Source organism: Streptomyces sp. NPDC052299 (assembly GCF_040679335.1).
Lineage (GTDB): Bacteria > Actinomycetota > Actinomycetes > Streptomycetales > Streptomycetaceae > Streptomyces.
Genome location: NZ_JBFAUP010000017.1, coordinates 68746 through 87898 on the forward strand (window position 1 = coordinate 68746; position 19153 = coordinate 87898).

Sequence of the window (19153 nt, forward strand, 5' to 3'; positions counted from 1 at the left end):
TCCTCACGTGTGGTGATTCGTTAATGTGGTGCCACACAACCGCGCTTCGGGGACGGGGAGTCGATGGCATCCGTGCACGAGGTCGCGCCCACCGCGCCCGCCCGCCCGCTGTCCTGGGCGATGCTGTCGCGGGCGCTGGCCGTGCCGATCGTCCTCGGCCTGGTGTGCTTCCTGCCCGCGCTGATCGCCGCCCAGCCCGGGACCGGGGTGCGGGACACCGCGTACTGGTTGCAGCTCGTCCTGACCTGTTACTCGGGGGCGCGGCTGGCGACGATGATCCTGTCCACGCGGCGGCGGCTCCTCCAGGGCATCTTCTGGATGTTCGTGTACATCGCGATGGGGGTGGCGCCGTTCGCCCAGCTGGTCATCGGCCAGACCCCGACGCCCGCGGTCGGGCCGCGCGCCGACCTGGTGACCGCCGTCGCGCTGGTCCTCGTGGGGTGCGCGGCCTTCGACCTGGGGGCGCTGCTGGCGTCCCGGCGCCCGCTGCGCCGCCGCCGGACGGTGCGCGGGGACGGGCACGGTGCCACCGCGCACCCGGTGCGGCTGCGGCTGCTGGTGCTGGTGGCGTTCGCGGCGAGCGGGTACTACGTGCTGAAGCTGGGAGGACCGGCGGTCTTCTTCTCCAGCAGGCAGGAGATCAGCGCCTCGGTCGCCGAGAGCGGGGTGGCGTCGGGCGAGTCCAATGTGGGTTCGGCGTTCCTGAAGGGCTTCGGCACGGTTCCGGCGCTGCTGGCGCTGCTGTTCTACACGCGCAGGCTGGTGACCTCGCGCCGGGCCCGGCGCACTCCCTCGACCGTGCTGGTCTGGTGCGGCCTGGCGGCCGTCAACCTGGTCGTGAACAACCCCGTCTCCAATGCCCGTTACTGGTTCCTGACGGTGCTGGTCTCGCTGTTGTTCACGGCGTTCCCGCGCAGCGCGGCGATGTACCGGTCGGTGCTGGCACTCGGGGTGATCGGGGCGCTGGTGCTGTTCCCGTACGCGGACCGGTTCCGGTACGACGACGAGGGGTACCGACCGGTCCAGTCGTCGTCGGTGTTCGAGCCGCTGGCCACCAAGGACTACGACCAGACGGTGATGTTCGCCAACACGGTCACCTGGGTCGGCACCCGCGGGCACACCTACGGGCGGCAGCTGGCGGGGTCCGCGCTCTTCTTCGTGCCGAGGGCGGCGTGGAGCGGGAAGCCGGAGGACACCGGGGTGCGCGTCGGGCAGTGGATGGGGATGAACATGACCAACCTCTCCGCGCCGCTGTGGGCGGAGCTGTGGGTCGACTTCGGGGTGGTGGGCCTCGTCGGCGGACTGGCGCTGACGGGGTACGGGGCCGCGCGCACCGACCGGCGTTACGCGCGGGCGGTCTCGCGGGACGGGCCGGGGCCGGGCAGTGTGCTGGCGATCGCGGCGCCGCTGATCGCCGGATACACCTTCATCCTGTTGCGCGGTCCGTTGTTGCAGGCGGCGGGGAAGCCTGCGATCGCGGCCCTGTGCCTGGCGCTGGTGACGAGTTTCCGCTCCGGGCGGCGTCCGCGCTGACCGGCTCCGGAGCCCGCGAGCCCGCCCGGCTCAGCCGGGCCACCCGGGTCCAGGTCGCGACGGCCTTGCAGACGGAGCCCAGGCACAGGCCCCAGGCGGCCCCGGTCACCCCGCCGATCGCGTAACCCGTGGCGAGGAAGGCGACCGCGGCGAGCGAGAACACCACTTGGATCGAGAGCGTGGTGCGCGGGTCGAGGAGCCGGAGGGCCAGCAGTCCGCAGGTCCCGGCGGCCATCGCCGCGTACTGGCTGCCGGTGGCCGGGAGGAGCGCCGCCGCCGTGGGCCAGGTCGCGCCGAGCAGGTGGCGGCCGGCCGAGCCGGGCAGCAGGGCGAGGACGGTGGCCCAGGCGGCGGCCGTCAGGGCCAGGACGGCTGCCAGCGCGGCGGTCGCGCGCACCCGGAGCCGGTCGGTCGCGAGCCGCCCGAGGAGCGGGGGGCCGAAGCCGGTGGCGGAGGTGAACAGCACGTTGAGCGGGCCGAAGAGCGTGGTGGCGCCGCGCAGGGCGCCCACGACGAGCGGGGTGCCGACGGCGCCGAGGCCGAGCACGGAGAGCTGGGAGGTGGCGTTGCCCACGCCGAACTCGACCACGAACCTCCGGCCGAGGTGCCCCTTCGCGAGCAGGGGCCGCAGCGCCATCGGGGTCCCCGTGGTCCTGCGGTGCAGGGCGGCCACGGACAGCAGCAGCGCGGGGAGGGCGGAGAGCCCCCAGACCGCGACGAGCCGGGCGGCCGGCGCCCCGTGCGGCTGTACGGCGAGGGCGCCGATGACGCAGACGAGCCTGAGGGTGTCGGCGGCCAGGGCCAGCTGCTGGGCGTGCAGGGTGGCGAAGGCGTAGCGGGCGATGTCCTGGCCCAGCACCACCGGCAGCACCAGGCCGAGCGTCATCAGGGCCCGTGCCGTGGAGCCGGGCAGCAGGACGCAGACGGCGGCGAGCGGACCGCCGAGGGCGGTGGCGGCGAGCAGAGTGAAGCAGACGGCGGACCGGCAGGCCGACCTGGTGTCCTCGCCGCCGCCCCGGCGGAGCACGAGCGGCTGGCCCGTGAAGGCGCCGGAGACGCCGAGCAGGACGGTGAAGACGAGATAGACGGCGGAGAAGCGGGCGAAGCCGGCCGCGGTGGAGAGCCGGGCGGCGGCCACCAGGACCAGGATGTTGGTGAGGGCCGCCACCCCCTGGTCCGCGACCGAGCAGACGATCGCGGCCCGGGCTCTCATCGGTGTCCGGCCGCGCTGTTGCGGCCGCCGCGGCCGTCGTCCACGGTGCGCAGGCCGAGCGTCTCGGCGGGGTCGCCGGTGCGGCCGGCCGCCTCGGGATCGCCGTACCTGCCGCGCGCGGCGGGTTCCCGCGCGGCCGGCTGCCGTCCGCGCCCGTCCCGGGGTGCGTTGCGGCGGGCCCGCCGGTCCAGCCGTCCGAAGCCGGGGTGGAGGAGGGTGCCGAGGACGGAGCCGCCCGCCGCGCCGATGATCTCGCGGATGCGTTCGAGGTCGCTGCGGTGCACCTCACGCGGTTGGCAGACGATGACGACGCCTTCGACGCGGTCCACGAGCGCGACGGCGTCCGCGTACGACAGGACGGGCGGGGCGAGCACGATGACGACCGCGCCGGGCCTGCCGCCCTCGGCGATGATGCGGCTGACGGGGGCGGAGGTCAGGGCGCGCGGCACGTTGTCGGTGCGGCGTCCGGCGACCAGGGTGAAGGCGCCCGACCCCGGCACGTCGACGTTGGCCCGGCTGTCGGACGGCCAGCCTCGGTCCTGGTTGCCCGTCGCCCAGCGGGGGCTGCGGCCCGGGTCGGCGGCGCCGAGGTCGGCGGCCAGGGACGGGGTCCGCAGGTCGGCCTCGACCAGCAGGACGTCGCGGCCCATCTCGGCGAAGGCGGCGGCGAGGTTGGCGGCGGCGGCCCGCGCCATGTCGTTGTCGCCCCGGGGCGCGGTGACGAGGAGGCGGCGGCGTTCGGCGAAGGACGGGTCGTAGGCGAGCCGGAAGGCCACCGCCCGGTACTCCTCGGCGAGCCGGCTGCCGGGGCGGCCGATCGCCAGCAGGGCCCCGGCGGCCGCGCGCTCCCTGGGCAGGGTGCCGAGCAGCGGGGCGCCCAGGGAGCGGACGAGTTCCCTGGTGGAGCGGACGGCCGGATCGAAGACGAGGCGCACCCATGACATCAGCAGCCCGAGGGCGAGACCGACGACTCCGCCGAGCCCGAGGAGGAGCGGCAGGCCCGCTCCGGTGGGGTGCTGCGGGGCGACGGGCTTCTTGTTGAGGTAGCCGGGGGTGGTGTCCAGGGCCCGGAGTTCGGAGATCTTCTGGTTGAGCGCGGAGATGGCGACGATGAGGTTGGCGCGGGCGCTGGTGACGTCGTCGCCGGTGCCGGTCTCCTGCTCGGCGAGCCGGTCGCGCTGCTCGGTGAGGGGTTTGAGCTGGGCGCGGTAGCCGTCGATCATGTTGTCGATGCTGTCCTCGGTGCGCTCCCGGCGTATCTCCAGATAGGCCTCGGCGAGGGCTTCGGCCCGGGCCCTGGCCTGCTCGGGGGTGCGGCCGGTGTAGGCGAATTTGAGGACGAGGGTGTTGGGCGGGTTGGTGACCTGGAGCCCGGAGAGCAGTGCGCCGACCTCGACGGTGTCGCCCTGTTTGGCGAGGGTGCCGGCCGCGACGGTGCCGACCGCGTCGCTGACGGCCGTCTGGCGTTCGGAGCCGATGTTGATGCCCTTGTCGGCGGAGGCCCCGGCGGCGAAGGGGTCGGAGGTGGCGGACCGTACGGACACCTCACCGGTGGCCGCGTAGGTGTCGTCCCCGCTGAGGGCGAGCCAGCCGCTGCCGAGGAGGCCGAGGAGCACACCGGCGACGAGGAGGGCCCGGTAGCGCAGGAGCTGGCGGAACTGGTCGCGGAGCAGGGCGGGTTCGTCCTGCTCGTCCAGGGCGCGGATCGGTTCGGTCATCGGCGTGGGCCTCCCCGGCCGTCCCGCAGGGCCTCGGTGAGCAGGGCGTCGAAGCGGGCCAGCGCCGCTTCCCGGCCCAGGTGGCGGGCCACATAGCGCGGCCCGTGGGCGCCGAGCGCGTCGGCCTCGGCGGGTGACTCGACCAGTTTGCGGACGGCGCCGAGCACCGCGGCCGGGTCCTCGGGCGCGACGAGGAGACCGGCCCCGGAGCGCCGCACCTCCTCGGCGGTGCCGCCCTCCTCGGCCACGGAGGCGACGACGGGCCGCCCCGACACGAAGTACGAGGTGAGCTTCGACGGCACGCTCATGTCGAGCACCGAGGCGCGCTGGGTGACGGCGAGGACGTCGGCGGCGGCCAGGACGTCGGTGAACTCGTCCGCCCCGGCCGGGGGCAGGAAGTCGAGGTTGGGCAGCCCGGCGGCGCGGGCGCGCAGGGCCTCGCGCTGATTGCCGTCGCCCATCAGGACGATCCGGATCTCGGGGGCGAGCCGGGCCGCGTCGACCAGGACCTCCAGGCCCTGCTTGAGGCCCATGTTGCCGGAGTGCAGGACGACCGGTGTGCCGTCGCGCCAGCCGAGCCGGGCCCGGGTCGCGGCACGGTCGGCCGAAGGGGCTTGTACGTGGCTCCAGTTGGGCACGACCCGGATGCGCCCCGGGTCCACTCCGTAGGCGGTGACACGGGGCACGAAGCTCTCGTGGATGACGCCGACGAGCGTCGCGGCGGTCAGGGCGAACCGCTCGGCCTTCGAGGCGAGGGCCGCCGCCCCGTCCCCGCCCCGGATGCCGCTCTGGGCCGCGGCGGCGCCCATCAGGTCCTGGACGACGGGGACGTACGGCACCCGGTGGCGGCGGGCGAGGCGGGCGCCCACGACCCCGCCGGCGAGGCTGGGCATCTGGGAGACCACCGCGTCGGGCCTGATGCCGGGCGGTGCGAGGAGGGTGTGCGCCAGGACGCTGCCCTCGAAGGCGGCTCTGCGCACAGCGCTCTGGCGGGCCGGGACGTAGTGGCGCCTGCGGTGCACGGTGACGCCCGCGCGCCGTTCCTCGGCGCGCCAGACGCCCCGGTAGGCCGCGTCGGTCCGCCAGGCCGGGTAGTGCGGCATGCCCGTGAGCACGTGGGTGTCGGCGCCGCACGCGGCCCAGTGCTCGGCGAGCTGGGCGGCGTACGGGCCGATGCCCGTCAGCTCCGGCGCGTAGTTCGTGGAGACCACCAGCAGGCGGCGCTGCTCGAACGGTCTGTGGTGCTCTTCGTCTGGCATCGGACGATCGCCTTCCCCCCGGAGCCACCAGTGTTCCACCGAGGAACAGCCCCAAAAGCGAGCTTATCCGTTCATGAGATGAGCAAGTGGTCTTCACAGTAATGTCGTTGGACTATCGCGGACATCGCGTTCACCGTGGGGGGAGAGAACGGATGGTGCACAGGGTCGGTTACGCGCCGGGGGTCTACGACCTGTTCCATGTGGGACACCTCAATATCCTTCGTCATGCGCGCAGCCAGTGCGACTACCTGGTGGCGGGGGTCGTCTCGGACGAGATGGCCGCGCTCGCCAAGGGGCACCGGCCGGTGATCCCGCTCCCGGAACGGCTGGAGATCGTGCGGAGCGTGCGGTACGTGGACGCCGCCTTCGTGGAGACCGTGCCGGAGAAGGTCGAGACCTGGCAGCAGGTCAGGTTCGACGTCATCTTCAAGGGGGACGACTGGCGGGACACGGACAAGGGCAGGAAGCTGGAGCGCGACTTCGCCGAAGTGGGCGTGGAGGTCGTGTACTTCCCGTACACCGTGCACACATCCAGCACGCAGCTGCGCCGGGCGCTGGACACGCTCGTCAGTGCGCCCGGAGCGCTCTCAGCTCCCTGAACCACTTGCCCAGGAACAGGACGAGGAACAGCGCGTGCACGGCGGCGAGTACGGCGTATCCGGTCCGGAACGCGGTCTCGTCGCCGAGCAGCAGGAAGACGAGGCAGAACACCCCGTAGTCGGCGGGCAGCAGCACCACGGCCCGCAGCCGGGACGGCGGCGCCGCGGGCCCGGGCGCGCCTGCCGCGCCGTGCGCCGCCGCCTTGCCCAGTTGTTCGCGCAGCAGCCCCGCACAGAAGGTCAGCACCGCGACGAACAGGAAGCCGAGCGGCAGCAGCAGCCAGCCGTCGCCGGGCAGCGCGAAGTACCGGTGGAACGCGATCAGTACGGCGGTGTGGACCAGGATCATCTTGGCGCAGTCGACCACATGGTCGAGCCATTCGCCGTCGGGTCCGCCGCGCCCGGTCAGCCGGGCGAGCTGGCCGTCGGCCGAGTCGAGGGCGAAGCCCACGGCGAGCCCGAGGTACACGAGGACGGCCGCCCACGGGCCCGGTCGCACCAGCGCCACACAGGCTATGGAGGTGAAGGTGAACGCCGCGCTGACCAGGGTGACCTGATTGGGCGTCATGCCGAACCGGTACGCGGCGGCGGCGAAGACCCGGCCGGCCGGGCGGTTCACGTACCGAGAGTAGAGCGAGACCCCCCTGGCCGTCTTCTGCGCCCCGCGCAGCCGGCCGAGCACCGTCGTCGTGGTGTCCATACGCCCCCCCAGTGTCCCGGTGTCGCCACCGCTCCCCCGGCGGGCGCTCCCCGCGCGCCGCCGGAGCGCATCATGGCACGGGGACGGCCGCCGCGCGGGCGGATCGCCCCATCTGGAGGGGTTACGGGGGCAGTTGGCCGAGACTTCCGCTCAGGCGGAGGCGGTCCGGCACTCCGGGTGGCCCCAGCCGTGGTCGTTCTTCGCGATCATGTCCTTGGCGGCGTACGGCCGTCCGCAGTGGCAGCGGCCCGCGAACTTGGCCCGGATGGTGGCCCCGCTCCCCGGCTTCCGTGGAGCGGTCCTCTTCGCGGCGGCGCCCGTCCGGCGGCCCTCGGTGGCGCGGGACGGCGCCGGTACGGGGGTGGCCGATCCGTGCGAGGTGCCGGCGGCACTCTGGGTGACGGCGACCTCGCTGGCGGCCTGGTCGGCGAGTGCGTTGAGGGGGTCGCCGTCCACCTGGTGGGCGGGCACGTAGACGAAGGTCACGGCGCGCCCGGTGAGGAGTTCGTCGATGCGGGTCACCAGCTCACGGTTGGCGACGGGCTTGCCGGCCGAGGTCTTCCAGCCGTTGCGCTTCCAGCCGGGCAGCCACTTGGTGACCGCGTTCATCGCGTACTGCGAGTCCATCCGGACCTCGAGCGCCGCGGCGGGGTCCACGGACTCCAGGAGCTCCTGGAGGGCGGTGAGCTCGGCGACGTTGTTGGTGGCGGTGCCGAGCGGCCCCGCCTCCCACCGCTGGGGACGGCCCTCGGCGTCGGCCACCACATAGGCCCAGGCGGCGGGCCCCGGATTACCCTTCGACGCCCCGTCACACGCGGCGATCATGCGCTCGTTCATGCCCTCGATCATGCCAGCGCGCGGGACCGGTTCCGGCCCCCGGCCCCCACCTGCGGCCTTCACGGTGTGTGATGCTTCGGCGTGCGTTGGTGACGGTGCGCTGCTTCCCTGAAGGGGCCCGCTCCCCCCTACGTCCCGAGGAGTGACGATGAGCGTTGCACGAGAGGTGAACCGAGCCCAGCAGATGCGCGAGAAGGCACGGCACCTGACCGAGGCCGCGGAGCGCACCAGCGACCCGGAGCAGCGCCGCCGCCTCCAGGAGAAGGCCCGCAAGCTCCAGGAGCACAGCGAGCGGCAGGACGGCCTGCCCGTGTGAGGCGGACCACACAGACCGGTGGACTGTCACTCTTCCATGAGTGGGTGGCAGTCCACCGCCGCGTTCCGGCCCCCTCCGGATGCGTGATCACCCGCGCCTACGATGGCTCCGCGAGCGAATGCGAGGAAGGTGGAGCCTGCCATGAACGGTCAACCGGTCACCGTGGTCACCGGAGGCAGCCGCGGCATCGGTGCGGCGGTCTGCGAACGCCTGGCGGGTGAGGGCCATGACATCGCGCTGGCCTACCACTCGGACGCCGATGCGGCGGAGAAGGTCGCCGAGGCGGTACGGGGGACGGGCCGCCGCTGTGTGACGGTCCGGGTGGACACGGCGGACGAGACGGACGTGGACCGCCTCTTCGACACCGCCGCCGCCGAGCTGGGCCCGGTCACCGGCCTGGTCAACAACGCGGGCATGAGCGGCCCGGTCGGCCCCCTGGTCGACGCCGACGCGGCGGGCATGCGGCGCGCCCTGGAGGTCAACGTCCTCGGCTACCTGCTCTGCGCGCGCCGCGCGGTCCGTGACATGACCGCCTCGGGCGGCGGGGCGATCGTCAACGTGTCCTCGGCCGCCGCCACGCTGGGCAGCCCCGGCGAGTACGTGCACTACGCGGCCGCCAAGGGCGCCGTCGACACGATGACCGTCGGCCTGTCCAAGGAGACCGGGCCGTCCGGCATCCGCGTCAACGCGGTCGCCCCCGGTGTCATCCGCACCGAATTCCACGCGGACCCGGCCCGCCCCGACAAGCTCGGCCCCGGCACCCCGCTCGGCCGCCCCGGCGAACCGGAGGAGATCGCGGGCGCCGTCGCCTGGCTGCTCTCGCCGGACGCCTCGTACGCGACGGGGACGGTGCTGCGGGTGTCGGGCGGGCGCTAGGCCCGACAGGGCCCAGGACGGCACACCGGTTTCCGGCGGTTCCGGGGCGAGGGAGCGTCCGTTGCAGTAGAAGTGGTGCACCGGAACAGGAAGGGGCCTGCCATGTCAGTGGGACGAGGTCGCACCGCCGCAGCCGTGTTCGACGCTCTCGGCACCGATTACGAGGCGGCGTTCGCCGCTTCGGCCACGCACCGCGCCTCACTGGAGCGGCTTCTGGGGGTGCTCCCGCCGCACGCGCGGGTGCTGGACGTGGGCAGCGGTACGGGCCGGCCGACGGCACAGACCCTCGTGGACGCCGGGCACGACGTGCTGGGGGTGGACGTCTCGCCGGTGATGGTGGACATCGCCGCGCGCCAGGTGCCCGGGGCGGAGTTCCGCTGCGCCGACATCCGCACGCTCGCGCTGGAGGACGGCTCCTTCGACGCGGTGTGCCTGTACTTCGCGCTGTTGCAGATGTCGCGGGAGGACCAGGGCGAGGTGGTGCGGCTGGCCGCGCGGGTGCTGCGGCCGGGGGGCCATCTGGCGGTGGCGACGGTGCCGCTCGACGTGGAGGGCGTCAGCGGCACGTTCATGGGCCAGCCGGTCGAGGTGACCAGCTTCGGCGAGGACGCGTTCGTGGCGTTGGTGGAGGACGCCGGATTCACGGTCCTGTCCCGGGAGAGCACGATGTTCGTGCCCGCCCTCCCGGCCGCCGTGCCGGAGCCGCAGATGTTCCTGCTCGCGCGGCGGCGCTGAGCGGGCGGACGTGCCGTGCGGTCCGCACCGGCCCACAATGAGTTGGCCTGCCTTCCGCGGGTACCCGGCCCCGCGAGGCTGCCGATGCCCCGCCGCCCGCCCGCGGGGACGAGGACGGAGGATCTTCCATGACCGACCGCAGACCAGAAGGCCCGGTGTACGAGGGCGCGTCCCCGAACCCGCCTCCGGTACCCGCGGACCTGCCCGACCAGCAGGTGCAGGAAGGCGAGGACCCGATGGACGTGCAGGCCCCGCCACGCGCCGGGCAGACCGGGGACGACGGCGGGGACGATCTGCCCGACCCCGACGAGTCCGGGTCGGGACGCGGTGCCGCCCGCAACGCCGGAGTGCACCCGGAGCATCCGGTGCCGGACGAGTCACCGGGCTGAGCCGTGCCCCGTGAGCGCCGGGCCGCCCGGCGCGTCCTGGCGCTCCTGGTGGCCCCGTGCCTCGCCCTGGCGGTCGCTGCCCCGACGGCCCGGGCCGCCGCGTGCGACCAGGACCGTGAGCGCTGCCTCGACGGCAGGCGCCTGCTGTACTGGTACGGCTACGGACTCGGCGTCCACCCGTTCACGACGCCGGAGGCCGTACGCCGGCAGCTCACCGACAACTTCCGGCTGTTCCCGGTGAGCGGGAGCTGCCCGGGCCGCGTCCGTACCGGCGACACCTGCGATCTGCTGGGCGCCAATCCGGTGCGCGTGGAGTCCGCCGCGGGCGACCACCTCCAGATCGCCACGCTGCCCGGCCACGACCTGGGCAACGGTTTGCACATCCGGTTCACGTTCACCCGCTCCCTCGGCTTCCACTACCTGGACGTCGCGGCCTGGCAGGACCGGGAGACGGACTGCACCAGGCAGGTGCTGTGCGGCGCGGCGAGCCGGGCGGGCGCCTGGGCCCTGTGGCAGGTCCTCGCCTCCACCCTGACCGTGTCCGCCTGGGCAGCGTGAGCCCGGACTGCGAGGTCCGACCGGCCGCACGATCATGGGGCCATGGCACCCATCCCCGCCGACTCCCCCGGGGCGCCCCCGTGGATCGCACCGATGCTGGCCGTGCCGGGACCGCTCCCCGTACCGGACACGGAGTGGGCCTTCGAGGCCAAGTGGGACGGTGCCCGGTGCATCCTGGCGACACCGGGCGACGGCACCCTGCGGCTCACCTCACGGGCGCGCAACGACGTCACCCCGACCTATCCGGAGCTGCACGCACTGGGTGACGTGCTGCGCGGCCACAGCGTGGTCCTGGACGGCGAGATCGTGGCCCTGGACGCGTCGGGGCGGTCCGACTTCGGGCTGCTCCAGCGCCGGATGGGCATCCTGAACGCGCGGCGCGCCGCCCGCCTCGCGCTGGACGTCCCCGCGCACCTGGTGGTCTTCGACGTGCTGTACCTGGACGGCCGGACCCTGTCGGCGCTGGGTTACGAGGAGCGCCGCGGGGTCCTTGCCGGTCTGCTGTCCGGGGGACCGCACTGGTCGGTGCCGTCCTATGTGCGCGGCCAGGGCGCGAAGGCGTGGGAGACCGTCGTGCGCGGGGGCCTGGAGGGCGTGGTCGCCAAGCGGCTCTCCTCTCCGTACACGCCGGGTCTCCGTTCACCCGACTGGCGCAAGACCAAGCGGGTCGAGACGCTGGACGTGGTCATCGGCGGCTGGACCCAGCGCAAAGGCGCGCCCACGGGTGTCCCCGGGGCCGTCCTGGTCGGACTGGACGACCCGTCCGGGCTGCGGTACGCGGGGTCCGTCGGGTCGGGGATGTCGGACCGGGAGCTGGGCGAGCTGAAGGAGTACCTGAGTGTGCTCGCACGTCCGGACTCCCCGTTCACGGGGCCGGTCGACGTGGCCGGGGCGCACTGGGTGGAGCCGAGGCTGGTGGCGGAGGTCAGCGCGTCGCAGTGGACGGCGGCGGGGCGGCTGCGTCATCCGGTGTGGCATCGGCTGCGGCCGGACCTGACCCGGCTGGGCTGAACGCCGGGCCGCTCAGCCGGGCAGTGTGAGCCGCCGGGACACGCTGACGGCGGCCGAAAGGAGCTCCGCGCGGACCCGGGAGGTCCGGTACATCCGGTCGGACCGGAAGGAGATGCCGAGGGAGCCGATCTGCTCGCCGTTGTAGACCGGGACCGCCACGCAGGTCGTGCCGCGTACGTACTCCTCGCGGTCCATGACCACCGGCGCGGGCGAGCCGTCGAGCTGCTGGACCAGCTCGTCGCGGTGGGTGATGGTCCGGGGGGTGAGCCCGGCCAGATCGTGCCGGGAGAAGTAGTCGTCCCGCGCCTCCTGGTCGAGCTCCCTCAGGACGGTCTTGCCGAGCGCCGTGGCGTGCCCGGCCTCCTCCAGACCCACCCACAGGTCCACGCGCGGGGTGCGCGCGCTGTCCACGATCTCCATGACCCGGATCTCGCCGTCCACGTAGAGGGTCAGATAGGCGGCCGCCCACAGATCGTTGCGCAGGGCGGTGAGGGCGGGCCGCACCCGGGCGGGCACCGGCTGTGTACCCGGGCCGCCGCCCCGGGCGTCGTCGGCGAGGACGTAGGTGTGGTCGTCCAGTTCCCTGAGGTAGCCGTCGCCGACCAGCATGGGCAGCAGCGCGTGCGCGGTGGCCGGGGGAAGACCCGCCTCCCGGGCCAGCTGCTGCGCGGTGGCCTCGCCCCCGTGGGCGCCCGCGGCCTCCAGCAGGCGGAGGGCGCGCCGGACGGCTGCGACGGGGTCGGGGCCGGCGTGGTCGGCCATGCCCACCAGCATGGCCCGGCTGCTGGGACGCGGCAAAACATCACGGTGGCGGGACTGCGTCCGGGGGACGTTTTGGGGCGTGACGCAAGCCATCTTTTGCGCTCGCGATCTCGGGGGAAGTCTCCGGTACGGTGTCGAACGCTCCGTACCCGGCAGGTCACGGAGCACCTTGCCACCGCCGTACGGTCTCCGACGCGGAGCAGCGTGTCCGTGCCGTACCGCCCGTCCTCGACGCCACACAGCCGCGACACGACTGGGGAGTTTGATGTTCGACAAGGTATTGGTCGCCAACCGCGGGGAGATCGCGATCCGCGCGTTCCGCGCGGCGTTCGAGCTGGGCATCTCCACGGTGGCGGTCTATCCGCACGAGGACCGCAATTCTCTGCACCGGGCCAAGGCGGACGAGGCGTACCGGATCGGTGAGCCCGGGCATCCGGTGCGGGCTTATCTGTCGGTGGACGAGGTGGTGAAGGCGGCCCGCAAGGCGGGGGCGGACGCGATCTACCCCGGTTACGGCTTCCTCTCGGAGAACCCGGATCTGGCGGCGGCGTGCGCGGAGGCCGGCATCACCTTCGTCGGGCCCCCGGCGTCGGTGCTGAACCTGACGGGCAACAAGTCGCGTGCGGTGGCGGCGGCCCGGGAGGCCGGTGTGCCGGTGCTGAAGTCGTCCGAGCCGTCCGAGGACGTGGACGCCCTGGTCGCGGCATCGGAGGAGATCGGCTTCCCGGTGTTCGTGAAGGCGGTCGCCGGGGGCGGCGGGCGCGGCATGCGGCGGGTGACCGAGGCCGGTGAGCTGCGCGAGGCGATCGACGCGGCGATGCGCGAGGCGCGGTCCGCGTTCGGTGACGCGACGGTCTTCCTGGAGCAGGCGGTGATCAATCCCCGCCACATCGAGGTGCAGATCCTGGCCGACGCCGAGGGCGATGTGGTGCACCTCTACGAGCGGGACTGCTCGCTCCAGCGCCGCCACCAGAAGGTGGTCGAGATCGCCCCGGCCCCGAATCTGGACCCGGAGCTGCGGGCGCGGATCTGCGCCGACGCGGTCGCCTTCGCCCGGCACATCGGGTACGTGAACGCGGGCACCGTCGAATTCCTGGTGGACGAGCGCGGCAACCACGTCTTCATCGAGATGAACCCGCGCATCCAGGTCGAGCACACCGTGACGGAGCAGGTCACCGGCCGCGACCTGGTGATCGCGCAGCTGCGCATCGCGGCGGGCATGACGCTGTCCGAGCTGCGGCTCTCCCAGGACTCCATCGCGCTCAACGGCACCGCGATGCAGTGCCGCATCACGACGGAGGACCCGGTCAACGGCTTCCGTCCGGACACCGGCACCATTTCCGCGTACCGCTCTCCCGGCGGGCCGGGTGTGCGGCTGGACGGCGGGACCGTGCACACGGGTGCGGAGGTGTCGGCGCACTTCGACTCGATGCTCGTCAAACTCACGTGTCACGGCCACGACTTCGCCAACGCGGCCCGCCGTGCGCGCCGGGCGATCGCCGAGTTCCGCATCCGCGGGGTGGCGACGAACCTGCCGTTCCTGGGCGCGGTGCTGGACCACCCGGAGTTCCGGGCGGGGCGCCTCACCACCTCCTTCATCGACGAGCACCCGGAGCTGATCCGAGCCCGCCCCTCGGCGGACCGGGGCAGCCGGATGCTCAGCTATCTGGCGGAGACCACGGTCAACCGGCCCTACGGGCCCCGCCCTTCGGTCATCGACCCGGCGGACAAGCTGCCCGCGCTGCCGCCGGGCACGCCGCCGCCCGGCTCGCGGCAGCGCCTGGCGGAGCTGGGTCCGGAGCGGTTCGCCGCCGAACTGCGCGCCCAGTCCGCGGTCGCGGTCACGGACACCACGTTCCGCGACGCCCATCAGTCGTTGCTCGCCACCCGGGTGCGCACCCGGGACCTGCTGGCGGTCGCGCCGCACGTGGCGCACACCGTGCCGCAGTTGCTGAGCCTGGAGTGCTGGGGCGGCGCCACCTACGACGTGGCGCTGCGGTTCCTGGCCGAGGACCCGTGGGAGCGGCTGGTCAAGCTCCGTGAGGCGGTGCCCAACATCTGTACGCAGATGCTGCTGCGGGGCCGTAACACGGTGGGCTACACGCCGTATCCGACGGAGGTCACCGAGGCGTTCGTCTCGGAGGCGGCCTCGGCCGGGATGGACATCTTCCGCATCTTCGACGCCCTCAACGACGTGTCGCAGATGCGTCCGGCGATCGACGCGGTACGCGCCACGGGGACCTCGCTGGCGGAGGTGGCGCTGTGCTACACCGCCGATCTGTCGGACCCGGGCGAGACCCTGTACACGCTGGACTACTACCTGCGGCTGGCCGAGCAGATCGTGGAGGCGGGCGCCCATGTGCTCGCCATCAAGGACATGGCGGGGCTGCTGCGTCCGCCGGCCGCGCGCACCCTGGTGACGGCGTTGCGCGAGCGGTTCGACCTGCCGGTGCACCTGCACACCCATGACACGGCGGGCGGCCAGCTGGGCACGCTGATCGCGGCGATCGACGCCGGGGTGGACGCGGTGGACGCGGCCGTCGCCTCGATGGCCGGGACGACGAGCCAGCCGCCGCTGTCGGCACTGGTGGCGGCGACGGACCACACGGAGCGCGCGACGGGCCTCTCGCTCCAGGCGGTCGGCGATCTGGAACCGTACTGGGAGGCGACCCGCAAGGTGTACGCCCCGTTCGAGTCGGGGCTGGCCTCACCGACGGGCCGGATCTACCACCACGAGATCCCGGGCGGCCAGCTGTCCAACCTGCGGCAGCAGGCCATCGCACTGGGCCTCGGGGACCGCTTCGAGCTGATCGAGGACTGCTACGCGGCGGCCGACCGGATGCTGGGGCGGCTGGTGAAGGTGACGCCGTCCTCGAAGGTGGTCGGGGACCTGGCGCTGCATCTGGTGGGCGCGGGTGTGAGCGCCGCGGACTTCGAGTCGGACCCGGGCAAGTTCGATGTGCCGGACTCGGTGATCGGGTTCCTGCGCGGTGAGCTGGGCGACCCGCCGGGCGGCTGGCCCGAGCCGTTCCGCACCCGGGCCCTCAAGGGCCGCCCCGAGAAGGCGCAGACGCCGCATCTGTCGGACGAGGACCGTCAGGCGCTGCGCGAGTCGCCGCGCGCGACGCTGAACCGGCTGCTGTTCCCCGGCCCGACGAAGGAGTTCACCGCGCACCGGGAGGCGTACGGCGACACTTCGGTGCTGCCGACGCCGGACTTCCTGTACGGGCTGGAGCCGGAGACGGAGCACCCGGTCGAGCTGGAGCCCGGGGTGACGCTGCTGTTCGAGCTGGAGGCCATCTCCGAGGCGGACGAACGCGGCTTCCGGAGCGTACTGGCCACGCTCAACGGGCAGTTGCGGCCGGTGTCGGTGCGGGACAGGTCCGTGGCGACCGAGGTGAAGGCGGCGGAGAAGGCCGACCGGAGCAACGCGGGGCATGTCGCGGCGCCGTTCGCCGGGGTGGTGACGCTCCAGGTGGAGGAGGGCGCGTCGGTGTCGGCCGGGCAGACGGTCGCCACGATCGAGGCGATGAAGATGGAGGCGTCGATCACCGCCCAGTCCGCCGGTGTGGTGCGCCGCCTGGCCATCGGGCGGGTCCAGCAGGTGGAGGCCGGTGACCTGCTCATCGAGGTCGGCTGAGAGCCGCTTCCGTGCGGGCCCGCCGGTGACCACGGCCGCGAGGTGCTGCGCGGCCGTGGCCCTCCGGGGTCAGGCGTCCATCGAGGCGGCGAGCGAACGGGGCCTCATGTCGGTCCAGTTGGCCTCGACGTACTCCAGGCACGCGTCCCGGGTGTTCTCCTCGAAGGCGACGGTCCACCCGGCGGGTACCTCGGCGAAGGAGGGCCACAGGGAGTGCTGGCCCTCGTCGTTCACCAGGACCAGGAAACGGCCTTCGGGGTCGTCGAACGGGTTGGTGCTCATACGGGCGGTGCCTCCTCGGGCCAGGGGCCGGTATCGGCCGCGTCTGCGCGTGTGTCGGTTTCGGGTGGGCCCACACCGGGGGGTGGGCCCGGTCCTGCTGTCGCCTTCGGCCGCCGGACAGGCCCTAACGGGCGCCGCCCGGTCCGTCGGCGAGGGGACGGGCCTCGTCCGGTGCGGACTTGACGCTCCGGTCCAGCAGCGAGTCCAGGATCTCACCGACCCGGATCGCGGTGTTGGACAACAGCGACGAGGTGATGCCGTGGGTGTGCTCCGTACCGCCCTGGAGGTAGATGCCGCAGTTCAGCGCGGCGTCGGTGGCGATGCGGTAGTCGCGCTCGACGCGGACCCGGCCTTCGTCGTCGCGCAGGCAGTGTGCGGCGGCCTCGCCCAGCAGGCCGAGCGGGTCGGCCGGGCTGTAGCCGGTGGCGAACACCACGACGTCCGCGTCGAGCACGGTCTCCTCGCCGGTGACGAGGGAGGTCACGGTGGCGCGCACCTTGTCCGGGGTCTCCTCGGCCGAGGTGAGCCGGGACACGTTGAGGAAGCGCAGCCGCTCGGTGCCGAGCACCTTCTCCTGGTACATCTGCCGGTACAGGTCATCGATCAGATCGATGTCGACCACGGAGTAGTTGGTGTTGCCGTGGTAGTCGATCAGCCGGCGCTTGACGCTCTCCGGCGCCGCGTAGAACTCGTCCACCGCGTCCGGGTCGAAGATCTTGTTGGCGAAGCCGCTGTCGTCGGCCGGGCTGTATCCGTAGCGGGAGAAGACCGCGCATATCTCGGCACCGGGGAAGCGGCGGTGCAGGTAGGCGACGTTCTCGGCGGCGCTCTGTCCCGCTCCCACGACGACGAAGCGGGAGGGCGAGGTGCCGTCCAACTCCGCTACGCGGGTGAGCAGTTCGGACGTGTGCCAGACGCGGTCGCCGCGCTCCACGCCCTGCGGCAGGAGCGGGCGGAGCCCGGTGCCGATGACGAGGTTGCGGGCGCGGTGGACCGTCAGCCCCTCCCCCGACCGGACGGTGACGTCCAGATGCTCCACGACGCCGTCCTCGACCACCTGGGTCACCCCGACGACCTCGTGGTCGTAGGAGACGAGGTCGTCCACCTGGGCGGCGGCCCACTCGAAGTAGTCGTGGAACTCGACCCGCAGTGGGAAGAGGTTCTTGTGGTTGATGAAGTCGATCAGGCGCCCCTGGCTCTTGAGGTAGCAGAGGAAGCTGAACTCGCTGGCCGGATTGCGGAGCGTCACCAGGTCCTTGAGGAACGAGACCTGCATGGTGGCGTCGTCGATGAGCATGCCACGGTGCCAGCCGAAGGCCGGTTGCTGCTCGAAGAACTGGGCGGTCACCGCTCCCCGCGTCCCGGCGCGCGCGTTGTGCTCGCTGATCGCGATCGCCATGGCCACATTGGACGGGCCGAAGCCGATGCCAATGAGGTCGTGGACCGGTGCTGCGTCGCCAGGACGAGCCTGTGACATGTCACTCCCATCGTGCGGGGAAGGCGCCTGTCGGATGCGGGAACGGGCGCAGGGCGGGCACGCCACGACGGCGACCCGATTAACTTAGGTGAGCCTAAGCTAATCCGTTCACGCTTGTCGACCGGCGCGAATCGGACACGTCCGGCGCGAAGGCCCCCAACTGACTCCCTCCACAGGTCCGTTGCAAGATAAGGTAAGCCTTGCTTTACTTGCCTCGCTCAGTCTTCTACGTCGAGGAGGAACCCCATGCGGGTCGTCATGTTCGGTTACCAGACCTGGGGGCACCGCACCCTGCAAGCCCTCCTGGACTCCGAGCACGACGTGGTGCTGGTCGTCACCCACCCCAGGAGCGAGCACGCGTACGAGAGGATCTGGAGCGACTCCGTCGCCGATCTCGCCGAGGAACACGGAATCCCGGTCCTCATCCGCAACCGCCCGGACGACGACGAGCTGTACGAGCGCCTGAAAGCGGCCGACCCCGACGTCATCGTGGCCAACAACTGGCGCACCTGGATCCCGCCGCGCATTTTCGCACTCCCCCGCCGGGGCACCCTCAACGTCCACGACTCGCTGCTGCCCAAGTACGCCGGCTTCTCGCCGCTCATCTGGGCGCTCATCAACGGCGAGAGCGAGGTGGGCGTCACCGCGCACATGATGAACGACGAGCTCGACGCCGGAGACATCGTCCGGCAGGAGTCCGTCCCCGTCGGCCCGCGGGACACCACCACCGATCTCTTCCACAAGACCGTCGACCTGATCGCCCCCGTCACGACCAAGGCGCTGGCCCTGATCGCGGACGGGCAGACGGAGTTCACCCCGCAGGACCGCTCGCAGGCCACCTTCTTCCACAAGCGCGCCGAGGAGGACATCCGGATCGACTGGAACTGGCCGGCCGAGGACCTGGAACGCCTGGTGCGCGCCCAGTCCGCCCCGTATCCCAGCGCCTTCACCTTCCACCGGGGCAAGCGGATCGAGATCCTGGCCAGTGTGGTCTCCGAGGGGCGTTACGGCGGAACGCCCGGCCGGATCTTCTACCGCGAGGGCGACGGCGTGGTCGTCGTCGCCGGGGCCGACGCCCGCACCGGCCGCAACCACGGCCTGGCCATCACCCGGGTCCGCACCGAGGACGGCCGCGAGCTGCCCGCGACGGAGTACTTCACCTCCATGGGCGGCTACCTGACCGGCCGCCCCTGACCCCCGCACGGGCGTGCCCCCGCCCCTCGAATCCATCGAGGGGCGGGGGCACGC

The 19153-nt window shown here is 72.7% G+C and carries 18 protein-coding genes; 10 read left to right on the top strand and 8 right to left on the bottom strand.

The annotated features are described in order from the left end of the window. The first annotated feature begins 63 nt into the window (after nt 1–63). Nucleotides 64–1533 carry a hypothetical protein gene (locus tag AB0L33_RS26400; RefSeq protein ID WP_365685408.1) on the top strand — a complete coding sequence of 490 codons (1470 nt, stop codon included), beginning with the start codon at nt 64–66 and terminating at the stop codon, nt 1531–1533. On the opposite strand, the gene AB0L33_RS26405 is transcribed toward AB0L33_RS26400, so the two are convergent. Genes AB0L33_RS26405 through AB0L33_RS26415 form a run of 3 tightly spaced genes read right to left on the bottom strand, consistent with a single transcriptional unit; the run spans nt 1427 to nt 5723 of the window. After that, entirely contained in the window at nt 1427–2746 is a 1320-nt protein-coding gene (locus AB0L33_RS26405; protein WP_365685410.1) for a hypothetical protein, read from the bottom strand. The genes AB0L33_RS26400 and AB0L33_RS26405 overlap by 107 nt on opposite strands. Then, nucleotides 2743–4464 (bottom strand): lipopolysaccharide biosynthesis protein, encoded by a 1722-nt coding sequence (locus tag AB0L33_RS26410; RefSeq protein ID WP_365685411.1) that lies wholly within the window; start codon nt 4462–4464, stop codon nt 2743–2745. The genes AB0L33_RS26405 and AB0L33_RS26410 overlap by 4 nt, the downstream gene beginning before the upstream one ends. Beyond that, nucleotides 4461–5723, bottom strand: a complete 1263-nt coding sequence (locus tag AB0L33_RS26415; protein ID WP_365685413.1) for a glycosyltransferase — start codon at nt 5721–5723, stop codon at nt 4461–4463. The genes AB0L33_RS26410 and AB0L33_RS26415 overlap by 4 nt, the downstream gene beginning before the upstream one ends. A 152-nt stretch (nt 5724–5875) precedes the next feature. On the opposite strand from AB0L33_RS26415, the gene AB0L33_RS26420 reads away from it, so the two are divergent. Continuing rightward, nucleotides 5876–6322, top strand: a complete 447-nt coding sequence (locus AB0L33_RS26420; RefSeq protein ID WP_093710144.1) for an adenylyltransferase/cytidyltransferase family protein — start codon at nt 5876–5878, stop codon at nt 6320–6322. On the opposite strand, the gene AB0L33_RS26425 is transcribed toward AB0L33_RS26420, so the two are convergent. Both AB0L33_RS26425 and AB0L33_RS26430 read right to left on the bottom strand, forming a co-directional pair. Further along, entirely contained in the window at nt 6291–7022 is a 732-nt protein-coding gene (locus AB0L33_RS26425; RefSeq protein ID WP_365685415.1) for a CDP-alcohol phosphatidyltransferase family protein, read from the bottom strand. The genes AB0L33_RS26420 and AB0L33_RS26425 overlap by 32 nt on opposite strands. Nucleotides 7023–7172: 150 nt before the next feature. After that, the gene (locus tag AB0L33_RS26430) at nt 7173–7859 is read right to left on the bottom strand and encodes a ribonuclease H (protein WP_365685416.1); all 687 of its coding nucleotides are present in this window, start codon (nt 7857–7859) and stop codon (nt 7173–7175) included. 148 nt (nt 7860–8007) lie between these two features. Here AB0L33_RS26430 and AB0L33_RS26435 point away from each other — a divergent pair, with 148 nt between their 5' ends. From AB0L33_RS26435 to ligD, 6 genes are all read left to right on the top strand, one after another. Then, entirely contained in the window at nt 8008–8175 is a 168-nt protein-coding gene (locus tag AB0L33_RS26435) for a DUF6381 family protein (protein WP_365685418.1), read from the top strand. 141 nt (nt 8176–8316) lie between these two features. Continuing rightward, the gene (locus AB0L33_RS26440; RefSeq protein WP_365685419.1) at nt 8317–9051 is read left to right on the top strand and encodes an SDR family oxidoreductase; all 735 of its coding nucleotides are present in this window, start codon (nt 8317–8319) and stop codon (nt 9049–9051) included. A 102-nt stretch (nt 9052–9153) separates the two neighbouring features. Next, nucleotides 9154–9786, top strand: a complete 633-nt coding sequence (locus AB0L33_RS26445; protein ID WP_365685421.1) for a class I SAM-dependent methyltransferase — start codon at nt 9154–9156, stop codon at nt 9784–9786. 128 nt (nt 9787–9914) lie between these two features. Continuing rightward, complete coding sequence (locus AB0L33_RS26450; RefSeq protein WP_365685422.1) at nt 9915–10175, top strand: hypothetical protein; 261 nt, start codon at nt 9915–9917, stop codon at nt 10173–10175. A gap of 3 nt (nt 10176–10178) precedes the next feature. Next, on the top strand, nt 10179–10733 hold the full coding sequence (locus AB0L33_RS26455; RefSeq protein ID WP_365685424.1) for a hypothetical protein: 555 nt from the start codon (nt 10179–10181) through the stop codon (nt 10731–10733). Nucleotides 10734–10775: 42 nt separating this feature from the next. Further along, nucleotides 10776–11744, top strand: coding sequence for a non-homologous end-joining DNA ligase (ligD, locus tag AB0L33_RS26460; RefSeq protein ID WP_365685426.1), 969 nt, complete (start codon nt 10776–10778; stop codon nt 11742–11744). 12 nt (nt 11745–11756) lie between these two features. Here ligD and AB0L33_RS26465 read toward each other — a convergent pair whose 3' ends face one another. Then, the gene (locus AB0L33_RS26465; protein ID WP_365685427.1) at nt 11757–12506 is read right to left on the bottom strand and encodes an IclR family transcriptional regulator C-terminal domain-containing protein; all 750 of its coding nucleotides are present in this window, start codon (nt 12504–12506) and stop codon (nt 11757–11759) included. 265 nt (nt 12507–12771) lie between these two features. Here AB0L33_RS26465 and AB0L33_RS26470 point away from each other — a divergent pair, with 265 nt between their 5' ends. After that, on the top strand, nt 12772–16146 hold the full coding sequence (locus AB0L33_RS26470; protein WP_365685429.1) for a pyruvate carboxylase: 3375 nt from the start codon (nt 12772–12774) through the stop codon (nt 16144–16146). Nucleotides 16147–16215: 69 nt separating this feature from the next. On the opposite strand, the gene AB0L33_RS26475 is transcribed toward AB0L33_RS26470, so the two are convergent. Together AB0L33_RS26475 and AB0L33_RS26480 are read right to left on the bottom strand one after the other, a co-directional pair. Beyond that, complete coding sequence (locus tag AB0L33_RS26475) at nt 16216–16428, bottom strand: MbtH family protein (protein WP_365685430.1); 213 nt, start codon at nt 16426–16428, stop codon at nt 16216–16218. Nucleotides 16429–16552: 124 nt separating this feature from the next. After that, nucleotides 16553–17905: a lysine N(6)-hydroxylase/L-ornithine N(5)-oxygenase family protein gene (locus AB0L33_RS26480; protein ID WP_365685432.1), complete on the bottom strand. Its 1353-nt coding sequence runs from the start codon at nt 17903–17905 to the stop codon at nt 16553–16555. Nucleotides 17906–18151: 246 nt separating this feature from the next. On the opposite strand from AB0L33_RS26480, the gene AB0L33_RS26485 reads away from it, so the two are divergent. Then, entirely contained in the window at nt 18152–19099 is a 948-nt protein-coding gene (locus AB0L33_RS26485) for a methionyl-tRNA formyltransferase (RefSeq protein ID WP_365685433.1), read from the top strand. Nucleotides 19100–19153: the final 54 nt, after the last annotated feature.